This is a genomic window from Pilosibacter sp. NGB245, from assembly GCF_057397225.1.
In genome coordinates this window covers 538,428-559,717 of record NZ_CM171584.1, presented here as the reverse complement: position 1 = coordinate 559,717, position 21,290 = coordinate 538,428, and the positions used below count along the sequence as shown (strand labels likewise).

The 21,290-nt window shown below is 50.4% G+C and carries 14 protein-coding genes, 1 pseudogene and 1 other annotated feature; of the genes and pseudogenes, 4 read left to right on the top strand and 11 right to left on the bottom strand.

All coding sequences use genetic code 11. The annotated features are described in order from the left end of the window. Positions 1–10: 10 nt before the first annotated feature. The 3 genes from rpoB to ftsH form a co-directional block, all read right to left on the bottom strand. On the bottom strand, positions 11–3,874 hold the full coding sequence (gene rpoB / locus ACXMYH_RS02390; protein WP_118321711.1) for a DNA-directed RNA polymerase subunit beta: 3,864 nt from the start codon (positions 3,872–3,874) through the stop codon (positions 11–13). 146 nt (positions 3,875–4,020) lie between these two features. After that, the gene (locus ACXMYH_RS02385) at positions 4,021–5,232 is read right to left on the bottom strand and encodes a hypothetical protein (protein WP_215702100.1); all 1,212 of its coding nucleotides are present in this window, start codon (positions 5,230–5,232) and stop codon (positions 4,021–4,023) included. Between the two features lie 372 nt (positions 5,233–5,604). Beyond that, entirely contained in the window at positions 5,605–7,455 is a 1,851-nt protein-coding gene (gene ftsH / locus ACXMYH_RS02380; RefSeq protein ID WP_215702101.1) for an ATP-dependent zinc metalloprotease FtsH, read from the bottom strand. Between the two features lie 320 nt (positions 7,456–7,775). Next, positions 7,776–8,012 (top strand) — a binding site (T-box leader). Positions 8,013–8,249: 237 nt separating this feature from the next. Here ftsH and ACXMYH_RS02375 point away from each other — a divergent pair. The 3 genes from ACXMYH_RS02375 (at position 8,250) to ACXMYH_RS02365 (ending at position 11,159) form a co-directional block, all read left to right on the top strand. After that, positions 8,250–9,341: an ABC transporter substrate-binding protein gene (locus ACXMYH_RS02375; RefSeq protein ID WP_118321708.1), complete on the top strand. Its 1,092-nt coding sequence runs from the start codon at positions 8,250–8,252 to the stop codon at positions 9,339–9,341. Between the two features lie 161 nt (positions 9,342–9,502). Then, positions 9,503–10,393, top strand: coding sequence for an ABC transporter permease (locus ACXMYH_RS02370; RefSeq protein WP_486555452.1), 891 nt, complete (start codon positions 9,503–9,505; stop codon positions 10,391–10,393). Then, the gene (locus ACXMYH_RS02365; protein WP_118321706.1) at positions 10,386–11,159 is read left to right on the top strand and encodes an ABC transporter ATP-binding protein; all 774 of its coding nucleotides are present in this window, start codon (positions 10,386–10,388) and stop codon (positions 11,157–11,159) included. The genes ACXMYH_RS02370 and ACXMYH_RS02365 overlap by 8 nt, the downstream gene beginning before the upstream one ends. Before the next feature lie 257 nt (positions 11,160–11,416). On the opposite strand, the gene ACXMYH_RS02360 is transcribed toward ACXMYH_RS02365, so the two are convergent. From ACXMYH_RS02360 to ACXMYH_RS02345, 4 genes are all read right to left on the bottom strand, one after another. Then, on the bottom strand, positions 11,417–12,193 hold the full coding sequence (locus ACXMYH_RS02360) for an IclR family transcriptional regulator (RefSeq protein WP_118297464.1): 777 nt from the start codon (positions 12,191–12,193) through the stop codon (positions 11,417–11,419). A gap of 237 nt (positions 12,194–12,430) precedes the next feature. Further along, positions 12,431–14,296 (bottom strand): transcription termination factor Rho, encoded by a 1,866-nt coding sequence (rho, locus tag ACXMYH_RS02355; protein WP_486555451.1) that lies wholly within the window; start codon positions 14,294–14,296, stop codon positions 12,431–12,433. Between the two features lie 455 nt (positions 14,297–14,751). Next, positions 14,752–16,086, bottom strand: coding sequence for a replication-associated recombination protein A (locus tag ACXMYH_RS02350; RefSeq protein WP_215702105.1), 1,335 nt, complete (start codon positions 16,084–16,086; stop codon positions 14,752–14,754). A gap of 23 nt (positions 16,087–16,109) precedes the next feature. Continuing rightward, on the bottom strand, positions 16,110–16,898 hold the full coding sequence (locus ACXMYH_RS02345) for a polysaccharide deacetylase family protein (RefSeq protein ID WP_118530069.1): 789 nt from the start codon (positions 16,896–16,898) through the stop codon (positions 16,110–16,112). A gap of 718 nt (positions 16,899–17,616) precedes the next feature. On the opposite strand from ACXMYH_RS02345, the gene ACXMYH_RS02340 reads away from it, so the two are divergent. Continuing rightward, a complete protein-coding gene (locus tag ACXMYH_RS02340; protein WP_405582320.1) occupies positions 17,617–18,300 on the top strand; it encodes a helix-turn-helix transcriptional regulator in 684 nt (227 codons plus the stop codon). Positions 18,301–18,382: 82 nt separating this feature from the next. Here the strand turns inward: ACXMYH_RS02340 and ACXMYH_RS02335 are convergent. The 4 genes and pseudogenes from ACXMYH_RS02335 to ACXMYH_RS02320 form a co-directional block, all read right to left on the bottom strand. Continuing rightward, positions 18,383–19,072: pseudogene (locus ACXMYH_RS02335) on the bottom strand (iron-containing alcohol dehydrogenase); the annotation flags it as partial. Between the two features lie 33 nt (positions 19,073–19,105). Beyond that, on the bottom strand, positions 19,106–19,528 hold the full coding sequence (locus tag ACXMYH_RS02330; protein WP_118530076.1) for a PaaI family thioesterase: 423 nt from the start codon (positions 19,526–19,528) through the stop codon (positions 19,106–19,108). Between the two features lie 54 nt (positions 19,529–19,582). Next, positions 19,583–20,050 (bottom strand): LURP-one-related/scramblase family protein, encoded by a 468-nt coding sequence (locus ACXMYH_RS02325; protein WP_486555450.1) that lies wholly within the window; start codon positions 20,048–20,050, stop codon positions 19,583–19,585. Positions 20,051–20,067: 17 nt separating this feature from the next. Then, positions 20,068–21,108, bottom strand: a complete 1,041-nt coding sequence (locus ACXMYH_RS02320) for a tRNA dihydrouridine synthase (protein ID WP_486555449.1) — start codon at positions 21,106–21,108, stop codon at positions 20,068–20,070. Between the last annotated feature and the right edge of the window lie 182 nt (positions 21,109–21,290).

Here is a 21,290-nt window from a genome sequence, read left to right as displayed (position 1 = left end):
TCCCTTCTAATTATTTGTCGTCATCCTCGGTATAATCGTCATCGACATAGTCGTCTTTGGCACCGTCGTTTGTATAGTCATCGTCTTCCACATTGACAAGCTCGTCGCCCTTGAATTCCTGCTTCTGGAATCCGTAGTCGGATAAGTCTTCCTTATCGTTGTAGCGGCGGTCTCCCTCGATGATGGAACGAAGATCGTAGTTTGTATCAGAGTAGTCGATGTTCTCAGACATATCGACTTCCTCACCATTGTCACGCAGCACTCTTACATCCAGTCCGAGAGACTGTAACTCTTTTAAGAGTACCTTGAAGGACTCCGGAATACCCGGCTCCGGAATGTTCTCGCCCTTGATGATCGCCTCGTAGGTCTTTACACGTCCAACAACGTCATCGGACTTCACTGTCAGGATCTCCTGAAGTGTGTAAGCCGCGCCGTAAGCCTCAAGAGCCCAAACCTCCATCTCACCGAAACGCTGTCCGCCGAACTGTGCTTTACCACCGAGCGGCTGCTGTGTAACGAGTGCGTATGGACCTGTGGAACGTGCATGGATCTTATCGTCAACCAGGTGATGCAGTTTCAGGTAGTGCATGTGTCCGATCGTAGTCGGGCCATCGAAGTATTCGCCTGTACGTCCGTCGCGGAGCTGTACCTTACCGGTACGGCTGATCGGAACGCCCTTCCAGAGAGCACGGTGATCAAGGTGCTCACCGAGATATTCCATAACCTCCGGACGAAGGATCTCTTTATACTTCTCCTGGAATGCATCCCATTCCATGTTTACATAATCGTTTGCAAGCTCCAGTGTATCCTGGATATCATTCTCGTCTGCGCCATCGAATACCGGTGTGGAAACATTGAATCCAAGTGCCTTTGCTGCAAGGCTTAAGTGGATCTCAAGGACCTGTCCGATGTTCATTCGGGACGGCACGCCTAACGGGTTTAATACGATATCGAGCGGACGTCCGTTCGGAAGGAACGGCATATCCTCTACCGGAAGTACACGGGAGACAACACCCTTGTTACCATGACGGCCGGCCATCTTATCACCAACAGAAATCTTACGTTTCTGAGCGATGTAGATGCGGACTGTCTCATTTACGCCAGGAGCAAGCTCGTCGCCATTCTCTCTTGTGAAGAGTTTTGCGTCGATGATGGTTCCGTATGCGCCATGCGGTACTTTTAAGGATGTGTCGCGGACTTCTCTTGCCTTCTCACCGAAGATCGCACGAAGAAGTCTCTCTTCAGCTGTCAGCTCGGTCTCTCCCTTAGGAGTTACCTTTCCGACTAAGATATCACCGGCACGGACCTCAGCGCCGATGCGGATGATTCCGCGCTCATCCAGGTCTTTCAATGCGTCATCGCCGACACCCGGAACATCTCTTGTGATCTCTTCCGGTCCTAACTTGGTATCACGGGATTCGCATTCATATTCTTCAATATGAACAGATGTGTAGACATCGTTCATAACAAGTTTTTCACTTAACAGGACCGCATCCTCGTAGTTGTAACCTTCCCAGGTCATGAATCCGATCAGCGGGTTCTTACCAAGTGCGATCTCGCCATCCTTTGTGGACGGTCCGTCCGCGATAACCTCGCCTTTCTCTACATGGTCGCCCTTGTAAACGATCGGCTTCTGGTTGTAGCTGTTGGACTGGTTGCTTCGTGAGAATTTGATCAGGCGGTAAACGTCGCGGTTTCCGTCGGAATCTCTCTTGATGATGATCTCGTTGGAAGCAGAGCGTTCAACAACGCCGGCATTCTTAGCGACTACGCAGACACCGGAGTCAACGGCAGCCTTGCCTTCGATACCGGTACCAACAACCGGAGCTTCTGTGGAAAGCAGCGGTACAGCCTGACGCTGCATGTTGGATCCCATCAGGGCACGGTTCGCGTCATCGTTCTGTAAGAACGGGATCATGGAAGTAGCAACGGAGAATACCATTCTCGGGGATACGTCCATGAGGTCGATCTGTTTCTTCTGGAAGGAGGAAGTCTCCTCACGGAAACGACCGGATACGTTATTGTGGATGAAGTGGCCTTCCTCATCGAGCGGCTCATTCGCCTGTGCTACGATGTAGTTATCCTCTTCGTCAGCTGTCATGTAGACAACATCGTCGGTAACACGCGGGTTAGCCGGATCGCTCTTGTCTACGACACGGTACGGAGCCTCAACGAAGCCGTACTGGTTTACCTTCGCATAGCTTGCGAGGGAGTTGATAAGACCGATGTTCGGTCCCTCAGGAGTCTCGACCGGACACATACGACCGTAGTGGGTGTAGTGTACATCTCGAACCTCGAATCCTGCACGCTCTCTGGACAGACCGCCCGGTCCTAACGCGGAGAGACGTCTCTTATGCGTAAGCTCGGATAACGGGTTGTTCTGGTCCATGAACTGGGACAGCTGGGAGCTTCCGAAGAACTCCTTCACTGCTGCAGTGACCGGTTTGATATTGATCAGGGACTGCGGAGTGATTCCGTCGATGTCCTGTGTTGTCATTCTCTCACGTACAACGCGCTCCATTCTGGAGAGACCGATACGGTACTGGTTCTGAAGGAGCTCTCCGACTGCACGGATACGACGGTTTCCAAGGTGGTCGATATCATCCTTTACGCCGATGCCGTACTCAAGGTGCATGTTGTAGTTGATGGAAGCAAGGATATCTTCCTTTGTGATGCATTTCGGAACAAGCTCGTGGACGTTGCGGCGGAGTTCAGCTTTTAACTCTTCCTCGTCATCCCCTGCTTTTTCCAGAATGTCTTTTAATACCGGGTAATATACTAACTCTGTGATACCTACTTCTTCCGGATCGAAGGACACATATGCGGAAAGGTCAACCATAAGGTTGGAAAGGACTTTCTCCACGCGCTCTTCTGTCTGGATCCATACATACGGGATCGCAGCGTTCTGGATCGCGATCGCCTGATCTTTTGTGATCGCTTTTCCTGCTTCCGCAAGGATCTCGCCTGTTTCTGTATCAACGATATCCTCGGACGGAATCTGTCCGACGATACGGTTCTTCATATGAAGCTTCTTGTTGAATTTATATCTGCCGACCTTTGCGAGATCATATCTTCTCGGGTCGAAGAACATGCCGTTTAACAGGCTCTCAGCACTGTCGACAGACAGCGGCTCGCCCGGACGGATCTTCTTATATAACTCAAGGAGACCATCCTGATAGTTGTCGGACGTATCCTTTGTGAAGCTTGCGAGAAGCTTCGGCTCCTCACCGAAGAGATCGATGATCTCAGCGTTTGTACCATATCCGAGCGCACGGATCAGGACAGTTACCGGGACCTTTCTGGTACGGTCTACACGGACATAGAACACGTCGTTGGAATCTGTCTCATACTCTAACCATGCTCCACGATTCGGGATTACGGTACAGGAATATAATTCTTTACCGATCTTATCGTGATCGATACCATAATAGATACCAGGGGAACGTACCAACTGGCTGACGATAACACGCTCTGCACCGTTAATAACGAAGGAGCCGGTATCTGTCATTAATGGCAGATCGCCCATGAAAATCTCGTGTTCATTGATCTCATCTTTATCTTTGTTGCAGAGTCTCACCTTGACTTTCAAAGGTGCGGCGTAAGTTGCATCACGCTCTTTGCACTCTTCGATCGTGTATTTGATGTCATCTTTGCAAAGCGTGAAGTCTACAAACTCCAGGCTAAGATGTCCAGCAAAGTCAGCGATCGGAGAGATATCGTCAAAGACCTCTTTCAGGCCCTCGTCGAGGAACCACTGATAAGAATCCTTCTGGATCTCGATCAGGTTCGGCATCTCAAGAACTTCTTTCTGTCTTGAGAAGCTCATTCTTACGCTCTTGCCGGACGGCACCGGACGCATTCTGCTTTTCTCCATTTGACGTTTCACCCCTGTTTTCTTTCTCTATAATCAATAACTAATTTTGGGCATACTGGTACCATATGCACATGATACCACAATAGTGCACATTTCATACTACCATGGGGTTGTCAATCTGTCAAGCACTTTTTTACAAAGTTTTCCTACTCTACGCTTGTGTAATACCCCGGCGCATACATCTGGATCGAGTAGAAATCATCCCCTGACGGGCTTTCTTTACTTGCAAAAATCTCCGGTCCATAAGCTGTGGTAAATCCGTTGACACTGTCATCTGTCTTACTAACGATCATATCCTCGGTATTGATCAGTTCCTGATATACCTCCTGTCCATTTAGATCCGTATCCAGATAGCCGAATTCCTGGAATGTGGCTTCCAGCACGTCCACGATCTGGTAGAAGGCCTCCTCGTCGCTGCTGTAGGCACCGATTCCATGGAGATCGTCCGTTGCCGTGTCGGCGTAGATGGTAATGCTTCCCACATACTCCCCATCACGGCTCAGATAATAGGCCTGATCTGTGTTGTACCAGCTCATATCGTCCGAAGCATAGTTGTAGCTGTATGTGTCCTCCATCGACCACTCAGAAAATCCGTACTGCGGCAGGAGCCGGTCCAGGGCGGCCGTCACATCCGCAAGCTGGGCGTCATAGTGACCGTAGTTTGTACAGTTTGTTCCGATGGCCCGCACCTCCTCGTCGGAGAGCTCGCCCTCCCCAAGGACCTCCACGGCGTTGGAATCGGCAGAGGACCAGAGATCGCCGTTGGACGAGTCGAAGATGTTCTCGATCCCGTAGATCGATTCCCGGATCGCATGAGTGATAAGGAACAGCAGGTTTCCGCCGACGGAAAATACCAGCCAGATGATCACGACGATCAGAATGCCGGTAAACGGCTTCTTCCGTCCCCGCTCGGAGTTTACGCGGTCCATGATGTTCTTCGCGGACTGGCTGCTGTAAGTTCCACTCTGGCAGGTATCTGCCTGGCTGCGGTACTGTTCAAGCTGGCTCTTCATATGTTCGAACGCATTCCGCTGCCCCGTCGTCCTGTTTCCCATATTCTGGAATGGATCCGCTGTCTTCTTCTCCCGATTTGTCTTTTTCTTTCCGCCCTGTATTCTGGTTGATGCCCCATTCCCTTTAAATATGCCCGCGTACGAATCTGTACCGGACACGCTGCTTCCAGGGTATTCGCTTCCGCCATCATGGTACAGGCAGTCTGACTCATGGCGCGGATGCCTCTCATTTAAATAGTAATCCACATCCTGCACATATGGATGCCACACGATCCTTTTGCATCCGCTGCAGTATAGACCCGATGTCATTTTCTGGTCGCAGTATGGACAATATCTCTGTTTCATCCGTTTTTCCTCCTGTCGGTATTCCTCTTTTCAGGTCATTTTAATTTTGTATTTTAAGCCCAACATCTAAATTTCTACTCTCATTTTAACATAGGTTTCCAGTGCACACAATCGAGATTTCACATCGTCAGCCCAATGCCTGATTCTTGTTACAGTACACGGGCACTCCTTGCCCGCGCACTGTAACAGGATTTTGCCGATGCTTCGCATTCCGAATCGGCAAAATCCACTACCACCACTGTATTGTACGGAATTTTCAGTTCAGAAAATTCCTACCCATGAAAAGTAACTGATTCTTTTCCCAAAACGAAAAAAGACTCAGAGCAGCCACTTTGCATGGTCTCTGAGTCTTCTCACACTGATATACTGCTTTTACCGGTTCAGGATCTCCATAAATTCTTCTCCTGTGATCGTCTCCTTCTCGAGAAGATATCCGGCAAGTTCGTTTAATTTTGCTGCATGGTCTCTTAAGATTCCCATTGCCTTCTCGTACTGTGCCTTCACGGTAGCGATCACCTCGTCATCGATGGCTTTCGCTGTCTCCGGTGAGCATGCGAGGGAGGTGTCTCCGCCAAGGTACTGGTTCGTCACGGTCTCAAGGGCAACCATACCGAACTGGTCGCTCATACCGTAGCGGGTCACCATAGCGCGGGCAAGCTTTGTGGCCTGCTCGATATCGTTGGATGCACCGGTCGTGATAGAGTGGAACATAAATTCCTCCGCCGCACGGCCGCCGGTCAGAGTTGCGATCTTGTTAAGTGCCTCCTCCTTACTCATAAGAAGACGCTCGCCATCCTCCACCTGCATCGTATAACCGAGAGCACCCGATGTTCTCGGAATAATTGTGATCTTGTGTACCGGAGCGGAGTTGCTCTGGCACGCTGCAACGAGGGCATGACCGATCTCGTGGTAAGCGACGATCCGGCGTTCATTCTCGGATACGGAAGCGTTCTTCTTCTGGTAACCGGCAATAACAGTCTCAACGCTCTCCTCCAGATCAGCCTGGGATACAACGCGGCGTCCCATGCGGACGGCACGGAGTGCGCCCTCGTTGATAATGTTCGCAAGCTCGGCACCGCTGGCTCCGACAGTCGCTCTCGCGATGGCGTTAAAGTCAACGGACTCATCCATCTTGACATCTTTTCCATGTACCCGCAGGATCGCCTCACGGCCTTTGAGATCCGGAAGCTCCACCGGAATTCTTCTGTCAAACCGGCCCGGTCTCAAGAGGGCCTTATCAAGGGTCTCTGGACGGTTTGTAGCCGCCAGGATCACAACACCCTTTCGTCCGTCGAATCCGTCCATCTCTGTAAGAAGCTGGTTTAAGGTCTGTTCTCTCTCATCGTTTCCGCCCATGCCGCTTCCGTCACGCTTTTTACCGATGGTATCGATCTCGTCGATAAAGACGATACACGGAGCTTTCTCATTTGCCTGCTTGAAGAGGTCCCGGACCTTCGCGGCACCCATGCCGACGAACATCTCAACGAACTCAGAGCCGGAGATCGAGAAGAACGGAACGTGCGCCTCACCGGCAACGGCCTTTGCTAACAACGTTTTACCTGTTCCAGGAGGGCCTACGAGGAGCGCGCCCTTCGGAAGTGTGGCACCGATATCCGCATATTTTTTCGGATCATGAAGGAAATCTACGATCTCCTTTAACGCATCCTTCGCTTCCTCCTCACCTGCGACATCCGCGAATGTCACGCCGGTCTCACTCTCCGCGTAGATCTTTGCATTGGACTTTCCAAATGTCATCGCGTTTCCGCCCATACGCTTCGCCATGCTGCGGCTTAAGATCTGCCCGAGCCCAATCATGATCACGAACGGAAGGATCCAGTTCACGAAAATATTCATGATCGCTGACTCTTTTCTCGGAATCACTTTATCGAATGTGACGCCCTTGCTGTACAGGCGATCTGTCAGATCCGGGTCATCCCAGAGTCCTGTCTTGTAGACCTGCTCTTTTCCATTGCTGTCTTTCGCGATAAACACGTACTCGCCGTTCGTGTCATCTTTCTCTACCTGTGTGACCTGGTTATTGTCTACCATAGCCAGAAATTCGTTGTAGCCGACTTCCTTTACCTGACTTTTCAGTGCGGACGGGAATACGAGTCCGTTTAACAGGACCGTCATGACCAGAATTATGATCATATAATAGAAAAATCCCTTAAATGAATTGAGATCATTCGGGTTCGGCTTTTTTCCGCCGTCTTTGGTACCCATACGTCTGCCTCCTTGATTTTCATTTTTCTGCAGAGCTTTTCATCGCATCCGAGCCTCTGCTGTTACTTTTTCTGTCTTTTACATGCTTTGTTTTCTGAAGATCTGCGTGAGATGACACCCTGTCATTTCGTGTGATATTTATCCTATATCAGGAAACATTGAAAGTCAATGGAATTTATGGAAGTTTCTGAAATGTTATATTTTTTTTAGAAATTACCATTTTTCTTTCTGGCTGGCAGAGTTTGCAGGTTTCCAAACTTTTTTTATTGTTCTTCTTGACAAACAATCCTTTTCGTACTATGATACCCATAACCAAACAAGAAAAACCGTTGAGAAAGAGGAGTACATTTTCGATCATGTTTTCACAGAGAGCTGCAGGCGGTGGGATTGCAGTATTGCACTGGAAATGGAATGGACTTTCGAGGGCAGTCCTGAATTTTAGTATGGACTGACGGCTACCGCAGTCGTTAAGAGAGCGGCGTATATGTTGGTATACGAAAAAAGCGGACCGAAAGGTCAAATTGAGTGGCACCGCGGATATGAAATTCGTCTCAAGGATCAGATTTTAAATCGATATCTGATCCTTGGGATTTTTTTATACCTAAAGGACCTGCCGACGGCAGCTCCCTACAGATGTATGGCAGCAAAAATACATGCTCTGTACAAGATATCCCACACCACGGCACCTTCGCTCCACACCTCCAACAACTACTGAACCGCATGACCGGATCGGAAAGACCCGGAATGCAGTTACGAATCATCTCAATTAAAAAGTAGAAGAGGAGAACAAAATTATGAAAAAATCGATCAAAGCAATCATCGCAGCAACATTCACCGCAGCACTTCTCGCAGGCTGCTCTTCAAACACAGCTTCCACAACGACTGCCGCTGAGACGACAGCTGCCGAGACAACAACTGCTGAAGCAACAACTGCAGGATCCGCAGACGCAGCGGATACCGCTCTCGCAGACGGTTCCTACACGATCGGCATCAACCAGTTCGCTGTTCACGGCTCTCTCGACAACTGCCGGGAAGGTTTCATCGAAGGTCTCGCCGAGAACGGATTCGTGGAAGGCAAAAATCTTACCGTATTAGAAGAAAACGCACAGGCTGACCCAGGGTTAGCAGCACAGATCAGTACAAACTTCGCCGGACAGAAGGTGGATCTCATCTGCGCGATCGCAACACCGAGCGCCCAGAGCGCATACAGCGTCGGCAGAAAGAATGATATTCCGGTCATCTATACAGCAGTTACCGATCCGGTCGCAGCTGAACTTGCAAACGCAGACGGAACACCGGTCGGCGAAGTGACAGGAACAAGTGATAAGCTTCCGGTTGAACAGCAGCTCGAAATGATCCGCGCGATCCTTCCGGATGCGAAGAAGATCGGTATCATGTATACAACAAGCGAAGTAAACTCCGCTTCCACACTCGCAGAGTATAAGGAAAAAGCTGCTGATTACGGTTTCGAGATCGTTGAGTCCGGCGTTTCCTCCACAGCAGACATCCCGCTGGCAGCTGACAGCCTCTTAGAACAGGTTGACTGCTTAAACAACTTAACGGACAACACCGTCGTTGCTTCTCTTCCGCTGATCCTTTCCAAAGCAAACGCAAAGAACATCCCGGTATTCGGAAGTGAGATCGAACAGGTCAAGATCGGCTGCCTCGCTGCAATGGGTCTCGATTATGTTGATCTTGGAAAGCAGACAGGACGCATGGCTGCCGAAGTCTTAAAGGGCGAGAAAAAAGCAAGCGAACTGAACTTTGAAGTCATCGAGGAAGCAGCTTTCTACGGAAACTCCAAAGTCGCTGAGGATCTCGGGATCACATTCCCGGAGGACCTCTCCAAGAATGCAAAAGAATTATTCACTGAGATCACCCAGTAATAATTCAAACAGACACAATGTCAGGAAGTCCGGCAAAGCATTTCATCCGCTTTGCCGGACTTTGCACCAGAATGTAACTGTAAAAGTAACTGTTCAGCAGAGCTGAACACCCACTGTAATAACCGCGATAAAATATAGGTTATTGATTTTCGGAGGATAACATGGCAATCTTATTAGGAATCTTTGAGGAAGGGCTGATCTACGCGATCATGGCCCTGGGCGTATACATCACCTACAAGATCCTGGACTTTCCGGATCTTTCGGTCGATGGAACATTCCCCCTGGGCGCAGCGCTGACCGCAGGGCTGATCGTGAAAGGCATTTCCCCGGTGTGGGCATTACCGCTCTCTTTCTTCGCAGGCGTGCTCGCCGGATGCGTGACCGGCTTTATTCATGTAAAATGCAAGGTCCGCGATCTGTTTTCCGGTATCATTGTCATGACCGCTCTCTACTCCGTAAATCTTCGGATCGCCGGAATGAAAGCCAATCTCCCGTTCCTGTCCCAGGATACGATCTTCGACAATGAATGGACGAGAAACAGCCTGCCGGCATCCGTGAGACCGTACATCGTTGTGATCATCCTTGCAGTGATCACCCTGATCTGCAAATTCGTCCTCGACTGGTACTTAAACACGAGATCCGGATATCTGCTCCGGGCAGCCGGAGACAATGACGCTCTCGTAACCTCTCTCGCGGAGGACAAAGGCCGCGTGAAGATCATCGGTCTTGCGATCGCGAACGGCTTCGCAGCTCTCGCCGGAGGAGTTCTTGCTCAGAAGCAGGCCTTCTTCGATATCTCCATCGGAACCGGAACCATGGTCTTCGGTCTCGCAAGCGTCATCCTCGGAACCCAGCTGTTCCATCGCTTTGGAAAATTAAAAGCGACCACCGCGGTCATCGCAGGCGCGATCCTCTACAAGGCATGCGTCGCTTTCGTCATTTCCATGCGCATCGTAAAAGCAACTGACCTGAAACTGATCACTGCAGCGATCCTTCTTCTGATCCTGATCATCAGTGATTCCGTGAAGAGAAAGGGGGCACATCATGCTTGAATTAAAGAACATCAATAAATATTACAATGCAGGCACCGTGAACGAAATGTGCCTCTTTAAGGATTTCAACCTGAGCATCGCCGACGGCGAGTTCGTCTCCGTAATCGGCAGCAATGGATCCGGAAAGACTTCCATGTTAAACCTGATCTGCGGCAGCATTCCGGTCGACTCCGGAACGATCACGATGGGCGGAGTCGATATCACAAAGATGCCGGAGTACAAGCGCCAGCGCCGCATCGGCCGCGTCTACCAGCACCCGGCAATGGGGACCTGCCCGAACATGACGATTCTGGAGAATATGGCACTCGCCGATAATAAAGGAAAACCGTTTAACCTGCTGCCTGGGACAAACAAGTCCCGCATCGATTTCTACCGCGACCAGTTAAAGATCTTAGGACTCGGTCTTGAGGATAAGATGGGCGTGAAGGTCGGCGTTCTCTCCGGCGGCCAGCGCCAGGCGATGGCACTTTTGATGTCCACGATGACCCCGATCGAATTTCTGATCCTCGATGAGCACACTGCAGCCCTCGACCCGAAGACCGCCGACATCATCATGGAACTCACAGGAAAGATCGTTGCGGAGAAACACCTGACAACGATCATGGTCACCCACAATCTCCGCTTTGCCGTCGAGTACGGCGACCGTCTCCTGATGATGCACCAGGGACATGCGGTCATGGACAAAAAGGGCGAGGAAAAGGCGAACACGAAAGTAGATGATATCCTCGACATGTTCAACGCGATCAGTATCGAGTGCGGAAACTGATCGGGAAATATCAAAAATCCATTCCAAATCGGCTTCACCGATGGGATTTTTGCCTTCAAGCCTGTGTTTTATTACGGTCAGCGCAGCAAGTGCGCAGACCTACTGACCAGTTACAAAGTATCAGTAAAATCCAGTTACAATACACACACTGAAAATCCCCACACACGGTAACGAAAAAGAGCGATGAACTCCGGGATCCGACATCAGATTCCAGAACTCATCGCTCTTTTTATTCTGTAACTGTTCCTGTGCTTTCCTCAGCTTCTCGAGAATCCCAGCGTCTTCTCCAGTTCTTTCTTAAATGCCAGCACATCCACGGCAAGTTCCGCGATCCGGGCATCCGTCATCCGGCTCACCGGTGCGGAGATGCTCAGGGCGTAGACCGGTTCTTTATGGTAATCCGGAATGCTGACCGCGATGCAGCGGACGCCTTCCTCATTCTCCTCATCATCCATCGCATATCCGACCTTCCGCACTGTCCCGATCCGTTCCATGAGATCCTGAAACTTTGTTACAGTGTACGGTGTCAGGGACACGATCTCTGAGCTGTTCCAGATCTCTCTGATCTCCGGATCCGGCAGCTCCGCGAGCAGCGCCTTGCCGACGCCGGAGCAGTACAGGGGGATCCGGCTTCCGACTCTCGATACCATCCGGATCGAGCTGACGTTGGATTCCACTTTATCGATATACACGGCCTCCGTTCCCTCTCTGCGGACGAGATGGACCGTCTCTCCGGTCTGCTCCGACAGTTTCTTCAGTGACGGATGAACCAGAGAAGCCATGTTCGTCTGTTCCAGGATCTTACCTCCGATCTCCAGGAACTTCAGAGACAGCGCGTATTTCAGGGATTCCTCGTCCTGCCGGATATAGCCCATATACTGGAGGGAAGTCACGAGCCGGTGCGTCGTGCTCTTATGGAATCCGAGCTGCGCGCTCAGATCCATGATCCCCATCGGACCATTCTCCGCCAGACATTCGATCACCTGGAACAGGCGCTCTGCGACCTGGATCGGATTTTTTCCTGTTTCTTCCATTCTTTCTGTTCTCCTATCTACCCCGACAGTTCAGTTTTCTGTCAGGTATTTACACGCTTCCCCGTAACTGTTCAGTAGTTACCACAACGGTATCATACGGAATTTTCAGTTCAGAAAATTCCTATCCGTGAAAAGTAACGTTCAGTACCCTCACAGTTACGATTTTTCTTAATAAGACTCTGTGTCCGGAACCCGGTCTGAAAAATGACCAACGGATTCCGAGCACCGGCCCGTCATTTATATGAATCGTGTTTTCTTTGTCATTTCCACGAACTCTCTGTTCGTTCTTGTTCGTGCGAACATGTCCAGGATCTTCTCCACGGACTCCTCCGCTTTCATGGAGTTTGTCGCCTTGCGGACGATATCCACAGCTTCCGCCTCCTCGCTTGTGAGCAGGAGATCGTCGCGGCGTGTACCGGACTTTAAGATATCGATTGCCGGGAAGATCCGCTTCTCGGAGAGCTTGCGGTCGAGTACAAGCTCCATATTGCCGGTACCTTTAAATTCCTCGTAGATAACGTCATCCATACGGCTTCCGGTATCGACAAGTGCGGTTGCAAGGATCGTCAGGCTTCCGCCCTCTCTCATATTTCTCGCTGCTCCGAAGAAACGCTTCGGCATGTGGAGTGCCGCCGGATCAAGACCACCCGAAAGAGTACGTCCGCTCGGCGGAACAACCAGGTTATAGGCTCTTGCAAGTCTTGTGATACTGTCTAAGAGGATCATGACATCACGCCCATGCTCTACCAGACGTCTCGCGCGCTCGATGACCATCTCAGAGACACGTTTGTGGCGCTCCGGGAGCTCGTCAAACGTAGAGTAGATGACTTCCACGTTCGGTCCTACAACGGATTCCTTAATGTCTGTAACCTCCTCCGGGCGCTCATCGATCAGAAGAATGATCATATGCATATCCGGATAGTTGGTCGTAACTGCTTTTGCAACCTGTTTTAATAAGGTTGTCTTACCTGCTTTCGGCGGGGATACGATCAGACCTCGCTGGCCTTTACCGATCGGAGCAAGGAGGTCCATGACTCTCATCGCTGTCGTATTTTTTCCACCTCTGACTTCCAGATTCAGTCTCTGGTTCGGGAAGATCGGGGTCAGATCCTCAAAGTTCGGGCGGTGCTCCACAACACTCGTCGGATAGCCGTTGATCGTCTTTACATAGAGAAGTGCCGCAAATTTCTCTGTCGCGGATTTCACTCTCCGGCTTCCGCGGATGATATCGCCGGTCTTCATGTTAAAGCGGCGGATCTGGGAAGGTGCCACATAGACATCGTTATCTCCCGGAAGAAAGTTCTCACAGCGGATAAATCCGAAGCCATCCGGCATGACCTCTAAAATTCCGTTTGCCTCGATCCCGCTGTCGAGATCCTGAAGATCTGCCTTCGGTTCCGCGGTATAACTCTGAGCACCCTGGTTTCTTGTCTGGTAACCAGTCTGATAGGTTCTTGAGCTCTCCTGAATTCCCTGGGTATCCGGCATGCCGCCCTGAGTCTGGCGGTCCTGATAGTTTCCCTGAGTCTGGGAATCCTGCGCAGATGACTGCCCCTGGTAAGCATTCTGACGGTCCTGGTAGCTGCTCTGGCGGTCCTGGTAACTGATCTGGCGATCCTGCTGACCACTCTGACGGTCCTGATAGCTGCTCTGACGATCCTGGTAATTACTCTGGCGATCTCTGTAATTGTTCTGACGGCTCTGGTAGCTGCCCTGCCGGTCATTTCTCATCTGGCGCTCCCCACGCTCCTGACGGTCATTTCTCTCGTATCGTTCCGCACGCTCGGTTTTCTCCGGACGCCCCGTGCGGTCCTGGAAGACCGCCGGTCTCTCCGATGCCATTTTCTCCTGTCCCGCACCTCCGGAAACATTTCCAGCAGCCGGCGCTTTCTCTTTCTGCGCTGCCGCCTGCATCGGTGCTGCCGTATTCTCTCTATTTTCATTATTTTCTGCCGGTACTTTTGCGCCGCCGGCACTTTCCGCCGCCTCACAAAGGCGATCGATCAATTCTGCTTTTCTCAAGCCGCTGATATTCCTGATTCCCTGGCTCTTTGCCAGCTCTTTTAACTGGGTCAGCGGTAATGTTGCTAATTTTTCACGCATAATAATACTCCTTCATCCTTATTCCGGTTTTATCATCTCGTTGGGAATCAAAAAAAGATCATAACAGCCTCCCCGTCTCCGGATCCGCTGCCTTGGAACCATTAGATTTGAAACTTTTCTCCGATCGGATCACCGCATTTCAGCGATATCGGAGGACTTTTTCGAAACTGCCCGGGAGCAAAGAAGCAAGTATCGTTTCCAATACTTTCCTCCCAGGCTGTTCTGATGAGTATATCTCATTATAACGCACACATAAAAAAATGGAAAGAGGAAATTTCACAATTTCCTCTTTCCCTGATCCTGCTTATTCCATCTCTCCGGCTTCCCTCTGTTACAGTACACGGATCCTCCAGTGCCCGCGCACTGTAACAGGATTTTGCCGATGCTTCGCATTCCAAATCGGCAAAATCCGCGACCACAACGGTATCATACGGAATTTTCAGTTCAGAAAATTCCTACCCGTGAAAAGTAGCTTCCCGCTTTATAAACTCCATATGCTCCCTGATCTTCTTTTCATACCCATTCTCCGACGGTTCATAGAATCTCATTCCTTCCATCCCGTCCGGCAGATACTGCTGGGTGACATAATGATTCGGATAGTCATGTGCATATTTATAGCCGAGTCCATGTCCCAGCTTCTCCGCGCCTTTGTAGTGCTTATCCTGAAGATGCGCCGGAACCGGCATCGTCCGCATATTCGCTACAGCCTTCATCGCATTCTGGATCCCCACATAGGCCGCATTGCTCTTCGGAGCCGTCGCGACATAGGCGGCCGCCTGGGAGAGGATGATCTGGCTCTCCGGCATTCCGATCCGCTCCACCGCCTGCGCCGCGCTCACCGCGACCACAAGCGCATTCGGATCCGCATTTCCGACATCCTCGGAAGCACAGATCATGATCCTGCGGGCAATAAACTTCACATCCTCACCTGCATACAGCATTCTGGCCAGGTAATAGACCGCCGCATCCGGGTCCGATCCACGCATGCTCTTGATGAATGCAGAGATCGTATCGTAGTGGTTATCCCCGTCATGATCGTAGCGAACCACCCGTTTCTGGATACATTCCGCCGCGACATCGATCGTGATATGGATCTTTCCGTCCTCCGACTTGTCCGTCGTGAGAATTCCGAGCTCGACCGCATTTAACGCCGCTCTCGCGTCCCCGTTTGCCACATCCGCAAGGAAATCCGCCGCCTCATCCGTGATATCGGCTCCATAAGTTCCCATCCCTTTTTCCGTATCATAGACAGCCCGTATTACCAGTTCCCGGATATCCTGCTTTTCCAGCGGTTTTAACTCGAAGATCCTGGATCTGGAAAGAAGCGCGTTGTTCACCTCAAAATATGGATTCTCCGTCGTCGCTCCAATCAGTGTGATCGTCCCGTCCTCCACGAATGGCAGGAGATAATCCTGCTGCGACTTATTAAAGCGATGAATCTCATCCACGAAAAGGATCGTCTTCTGTCCGTACATGCCGATCGCATCCTTCGCATTTTTCACGATCTCTTCCATATCTTTTTTTCCGGCAACAGTGGCGTTGATCTGCTCAAAGCGCGCACTTGTCGTATGCGCGATCACCTTTGCGAGCGTCGTCTTTCCTGTTCCGGGCGGTCCGTAAAAGATCACCGATCCCAGCTTGTCCGCCTTGATCGCACGGTAAAGGAGTTTATCCTTTCCGATAATATGTTTCTGACCGACCACCTCGTCCAGAGTCGTCGGGCGCATTCTGGACGCGAGGGGCGATTCCTTCTCCATCGTATTTTGTCTCATATAATCAAATAAATCCATGAAAACTGCCTTTCCCGAATGTTTTAATCGACCATCAGTTCGTCTACTGTAACAAAAGTATACCCTTTCGCCGTAAGGTTGTCAATGATCCGGAGCGCAGCTTCCACGGATGTCCGGAACTCATCATGCATCAGGATGATGTCCCCGTCCTCCGTATCTTTTAAGACTTTTGCGGTCACTTTTTCCGTGTTCTTCAGACGCCAGTCGATGGAATCGACATCCCAGAATACCGGGATCATGTCCACCGCCTCCTCCAGCTTCGCATTCCAGCTTCCGTATGGCGGGCGGACGTACTCCGGCATGACTCCGGTCACTGCCCGGATCTTCTCCCCGGTCTCACATATTTCTTTTTTGGCATCCGAAAGCGGTTCTTTCGTGAGATCCTTATGTGTCATACAATGGACACCGATCAGATGGCCATCCTCCGCCATCTGCTTTACGAGATCTTCCTTTCCGTCAATGCACTCGCCTACAAGAAAAAAGGATGCACGGATCTCGCGTTCCCTGAGACCGTCCAGGAGCGGCTTTGTGTATCTGGAATTCGGACCATCATCGAATGTGAGCGCCACGTATTTTCTCATATCGGTCTCCTTCTCCCGTACCATGTCCGATTCCCTCGACATGACGTTCCTGTCTTTTCGATCTTCCTGCTCCTCTGACTCATTTTCCTCTTTATTTCTTTCATGATACACGTCTCCCTTAAAATCCTTTTCCCCATCTTCTCCTTTCCACATCCGCAAGGTCACGCCGCACAGGATCAGATCCACAACTACGATCACCAGAAACAGAACGATTTTCTGTCTGAATTTCATTGATACCTCCTGCCTACCTGTTTTCCCATCTCATTTTATAAATATATGCGCGTGATCGTTTTCCTTTCCTCTCCCAAAGAGAAATACACATGACACTCCCAAACAGACAGAACCCCTGAAACAGCGATATTGGGGATCGTCTGCCTCAGGGGTTCTGCGCTCAATATGTATCATCTTTTCCCTTATGGGGATCACGGCCGGAAATGCGGATTTTTTCGCTGTGGCGAGGCAGCGGGCCCTTCGGCCTTCCATTTCTCCTGCGGGCATCCATTCCGCAGAAAAACCGGTCTTTATCACATCCACCACGATGTGAATCTATCAAAGTGGGGGAATCTGCAAATTCAACCAGACAACTTTACAGCTTCCAAAAGCCGGACGTCGTTGTCCAAGTGGGTGGGCTCGGGATCCCTGTGAGTGGATCCCGGGTCCGGAAAAGGATGGGTACAATAACTAAAAATTAGTTTGTTTATCTTTCTTTTTGTTTTTATGTTTTTATTATAGGCCATACTTCATAGAATGTCAATCATTATTTCAAACTTTTTGTGTGAAAAAATGTTATATAATTGACAAACAGTTTGTTATATGGTATTCTGAGATCAGTTAAGAGTTTCAGAGGTTTGTTCGCCTCTGCTTTGTTAATATTTTCACGTAATATTCCGGCAGTGTATTTCGGGGGGAATGCCTGATCCGGTATCTGTCTCCATGGAGGTACACATTTATGGAAATTTCCCAGTATCTTGATTTCGACTTTCTGATCCGTTTTCTCGAAGGGCTCCAGAAATTTCTCGGTGAAAACAGCGAGATCCTGATCCACGACTACCGGAAAGGTTACGATCACACGATCGTCTATGCCCTGAATGCCACGCTCAGCGGACGCGATGTCGGCGGTTCTCCGAAGGGTGGAATGATCACACAGTTCGGAAAAGATATCGAACCGATGAAGGAAAGTCTCCAGACCTTCTCAAACGGTCAGAAAGATCAGTTTTACAAATCCTTCACGACCCTGATCCCGGATGAGAACGGCAAGATCATCGGAGCTGTCTGCGTAAATCTCGATGTCTCCGACTTTTTAAATGCCCAGCGTGCGCTCCATGCGTTCGTCCAGTATCCGATGACCCACCATGCACCGATGAGCGACAAAGACGCGCTTGCGACCAAGAATGTGGACGATATCCTTCAGTATTATATGAATCAGGCAGAACTCCTCGTCGGAAAGCCGATGGGACTCATGAACAAAGAAGAAAAGATCCGCGCCCTGGATTATCTCGACCAGAAAGGTGTCTTCAAGATCTCCAAGACGAGCGTACTCCTCTGTGAGACGCTGAAGGTTTCAAAATACACGCTTTATAATTATCTTGAGGAGGCGAGAAGCAGCCGAAATACTGCTGATGATTCACAGTAATTATTTCAGATTCTATCTGCATTTTAAGATAGCAGGGTCAAAAGTCGGAAATCCGATGCAAGCTTGCCTGCAAGAGCTTATTTTCCGTAATCTCGCCCATGGCCTTTGCGATGTCGCGGAAGCGGTTCGCATTGCCGATCAGGTTGAACTCTTCCACATGCGGGAGAAGGATCGCGTTGCAGACACCGTGCGGGAGATTGTACATACCGCCGAGCTGATGTGCCATCGCATGGACATATCCGAGGGATGCGTTATTGAATGCGATACCTGCGAGATACTGTCCGTAAGCCATCTTGTCGCGGGCCTTCATGTAAACTCCGTTTGCAACTGCCTTCGGGAGATACTGGGTGACCATCGTGATCGACATCAGTGCTGCCGCATCGGTCAGCGGGTTTGCATTTGTGGAGACATACGCCTCGATCGCATGGGTCAGGGCGTCCATTCCGGTTGCTGCTGTCAGGGCCGGCGGCATTCCGACCATAAGGTTCGGGTCGTTGATCGCGATCTGCGGAGTCACGCGCCAGTCAACGATCGCCATCTTTACATGCCGGCTTGTATCGGTGATGATACAGAAACGGGTGATCTCAGAAGCAGTTCCGGCTGTTGTGTTGACTGCTATCATCGGGCATAACGGATTGCTGGAGCGGTCGACACCTTCGTAGTCTCTGATGTTTCCTCCGTTTGAGGCAACCAGGGCGATCGCCTTCGCACAGTCGTGGGAGGAACCGCCGCCGAGGGAGATGATGGAATCACATCCGTTCTCCCGGAAGACATATCACAGTCACATCTTTCTCTTGCTTCTGTCTTACTCTCCCATACAATAAAACGTAAACTCTCCCTCTGCCAGCACCTTCCCGGTTTCCGACTCCATCACCTGGGATTTTGTGAAGCAGACGGTTTTTCCTCGCTTCGTGATCTTTGCGACTCCGCGGAGCTTCTTCGCGCTGCTGCCGCGGAGGAACCGGAACGAACTGTCCAGTGTCACGTATTTTCTTCCGTCATTCCTCGTCACAAGTCCTGCTGCGATCTCCGCCATCACAAACATCAGTCCGCCGTGGACTGTCTGCATGGCATTTAAGGAATCCTCCGTAACCTCCGCACACACTTCGGCTGCGTCCTCGGACAAAGCGACTGCGCGGATGTTGTTGTGGATCATGAATGGATTGGTGCGGTTTACGCGCTCCATCTGTTCTACGAATGTTTCTTTTGGCTGTTTTTCTGTATCCATCTTATTCCTCCTGCTGCTCTCTTCGTATTTTTGTGCTGAATGACATGATCTCATCTATTTCGTACAGTTCGCCGCATCGATCGCGATCGCCAGCATGAGCGCCATGACCTCATCCTTCGGATCCACGATGTCGATCACATAGGTATCGCCCCATTGAAACGGTTTTTTTGAAATATGGACCGCCACACAGCACGCCTCATAGACATCATATTCCCACGCCAGAAAGTCTCCCTCACACCGCCATCCGTTGTAATCCAACTCATAGCGCGGCTTGAAAAAGGAAAATTCTTTCTGAACACTTCCGGCCTCTTTTCCTCCGATTTCGATATCAAAACACGGCAAAACCGCAAACAGCCGCTGTTTCACCATGCCGACTTTCTTTCCACTCTTATCATACACGTGGATCTGATGCCCCAGCGCAAAAAATTCCGCTTTTACGAAATACTTTGGGTTCTCATGTTCATCATAGACGTCATAGGTATCGGTCCATGAGAAGACTCTTTGTTTGATCAGTAACTGCATAGTGGCCTCCTTTCCGACTATCTGTTTGCATCCCATCTTGCAAATACTTCCTCCACCGCCGCCAGATATTCCGGCACATGCTGCGATTTACGGATCTTTTTGGCGAGTTTTTCGCTGTCCGGCACTTCTGCCAGCATGTAGCTCCAGAGATCTTTCATCCGGAACAGAAGATTCCGGTCGCCGGACATGGTCTCGCGGTAGTGTTCAAAGAGGGCGTCATGGAACTCGCGGATCCTCGGCAGGATGTCCCCTTTGTTTCTATTCCCTTGAGTCTGTAACTGCCCATCTGCTTCAAAAATCCTAACTCCGTTTTCAAGACGATCCGTACAAGCTTCCGTCTCTTCCTGCAAGATCATCTCCGCCAACGCCGGATTCCGGATCAGTCCACGCCCGATCATGACCGTCCCGACTGTTGGAAACTTTTCCCGAAATTCTTTTACCTTCTCCACGGTAAACAGATCCCCGTTATACACGACCGGATTCCTGCTCTCCTTCAAAATGTCCGCAAACACATCGAGATGCGGGGTTCCTTTATAAAATTCCTTCTGGATCCGGGGATGGACCGTCAGTTCATGGATCGGGTAGCGGTTATAAACCTGCATGAGTTCCGGCCACTCTTCCACCTCATTCTTCCCGATCCGTGTCTTTACCGAAACGAAGAATTCACCATTCCGCACTGCAGCATCCGAAAACACCTCATCAAAAAAGCGGTCCAGATCATCCGGGTAGAGAAGAAATCCGGAACCTTTCTTCTTTGCCGTGACCGTTCCGGACGGACATCCGAGATTCAGGTTGATCTCCCGGTATCCCATCTCTGAGAGTTTCTTCGATGCAAGAAGAAAATCCCCAGCCCTGTTTGTCAGGATCTGCGGAACGACCGGTATCCCGGCATTGTTTTCCGGCAATACATCCCTCATCTCCTTCACGCTCATCCCCTGTTCCGGTCCCGGCGCCAGAAACGGAGTAAAATATTTCTCCACACCGCCAAAATATTTGTGGTGCAGGTTTCTGTATGGATAGGTTGTAATCCCCTCAAGCGGGGCAAAATAGATATGCATGTCTTATGTTCCTCGTATCGTTCGTTTGATTTTTCATTATCGTACCACATTTTATTGCTACAGGCAAATTTCTCTCCTTTTCTCTGGAAAACCTGTCCCATTTCCACTATACTATAGGTACACGGAAAGATCATCTTTCCGCTACCACAGCACTTTCCTTCTGCGGACCTTTCCTGAGCAGC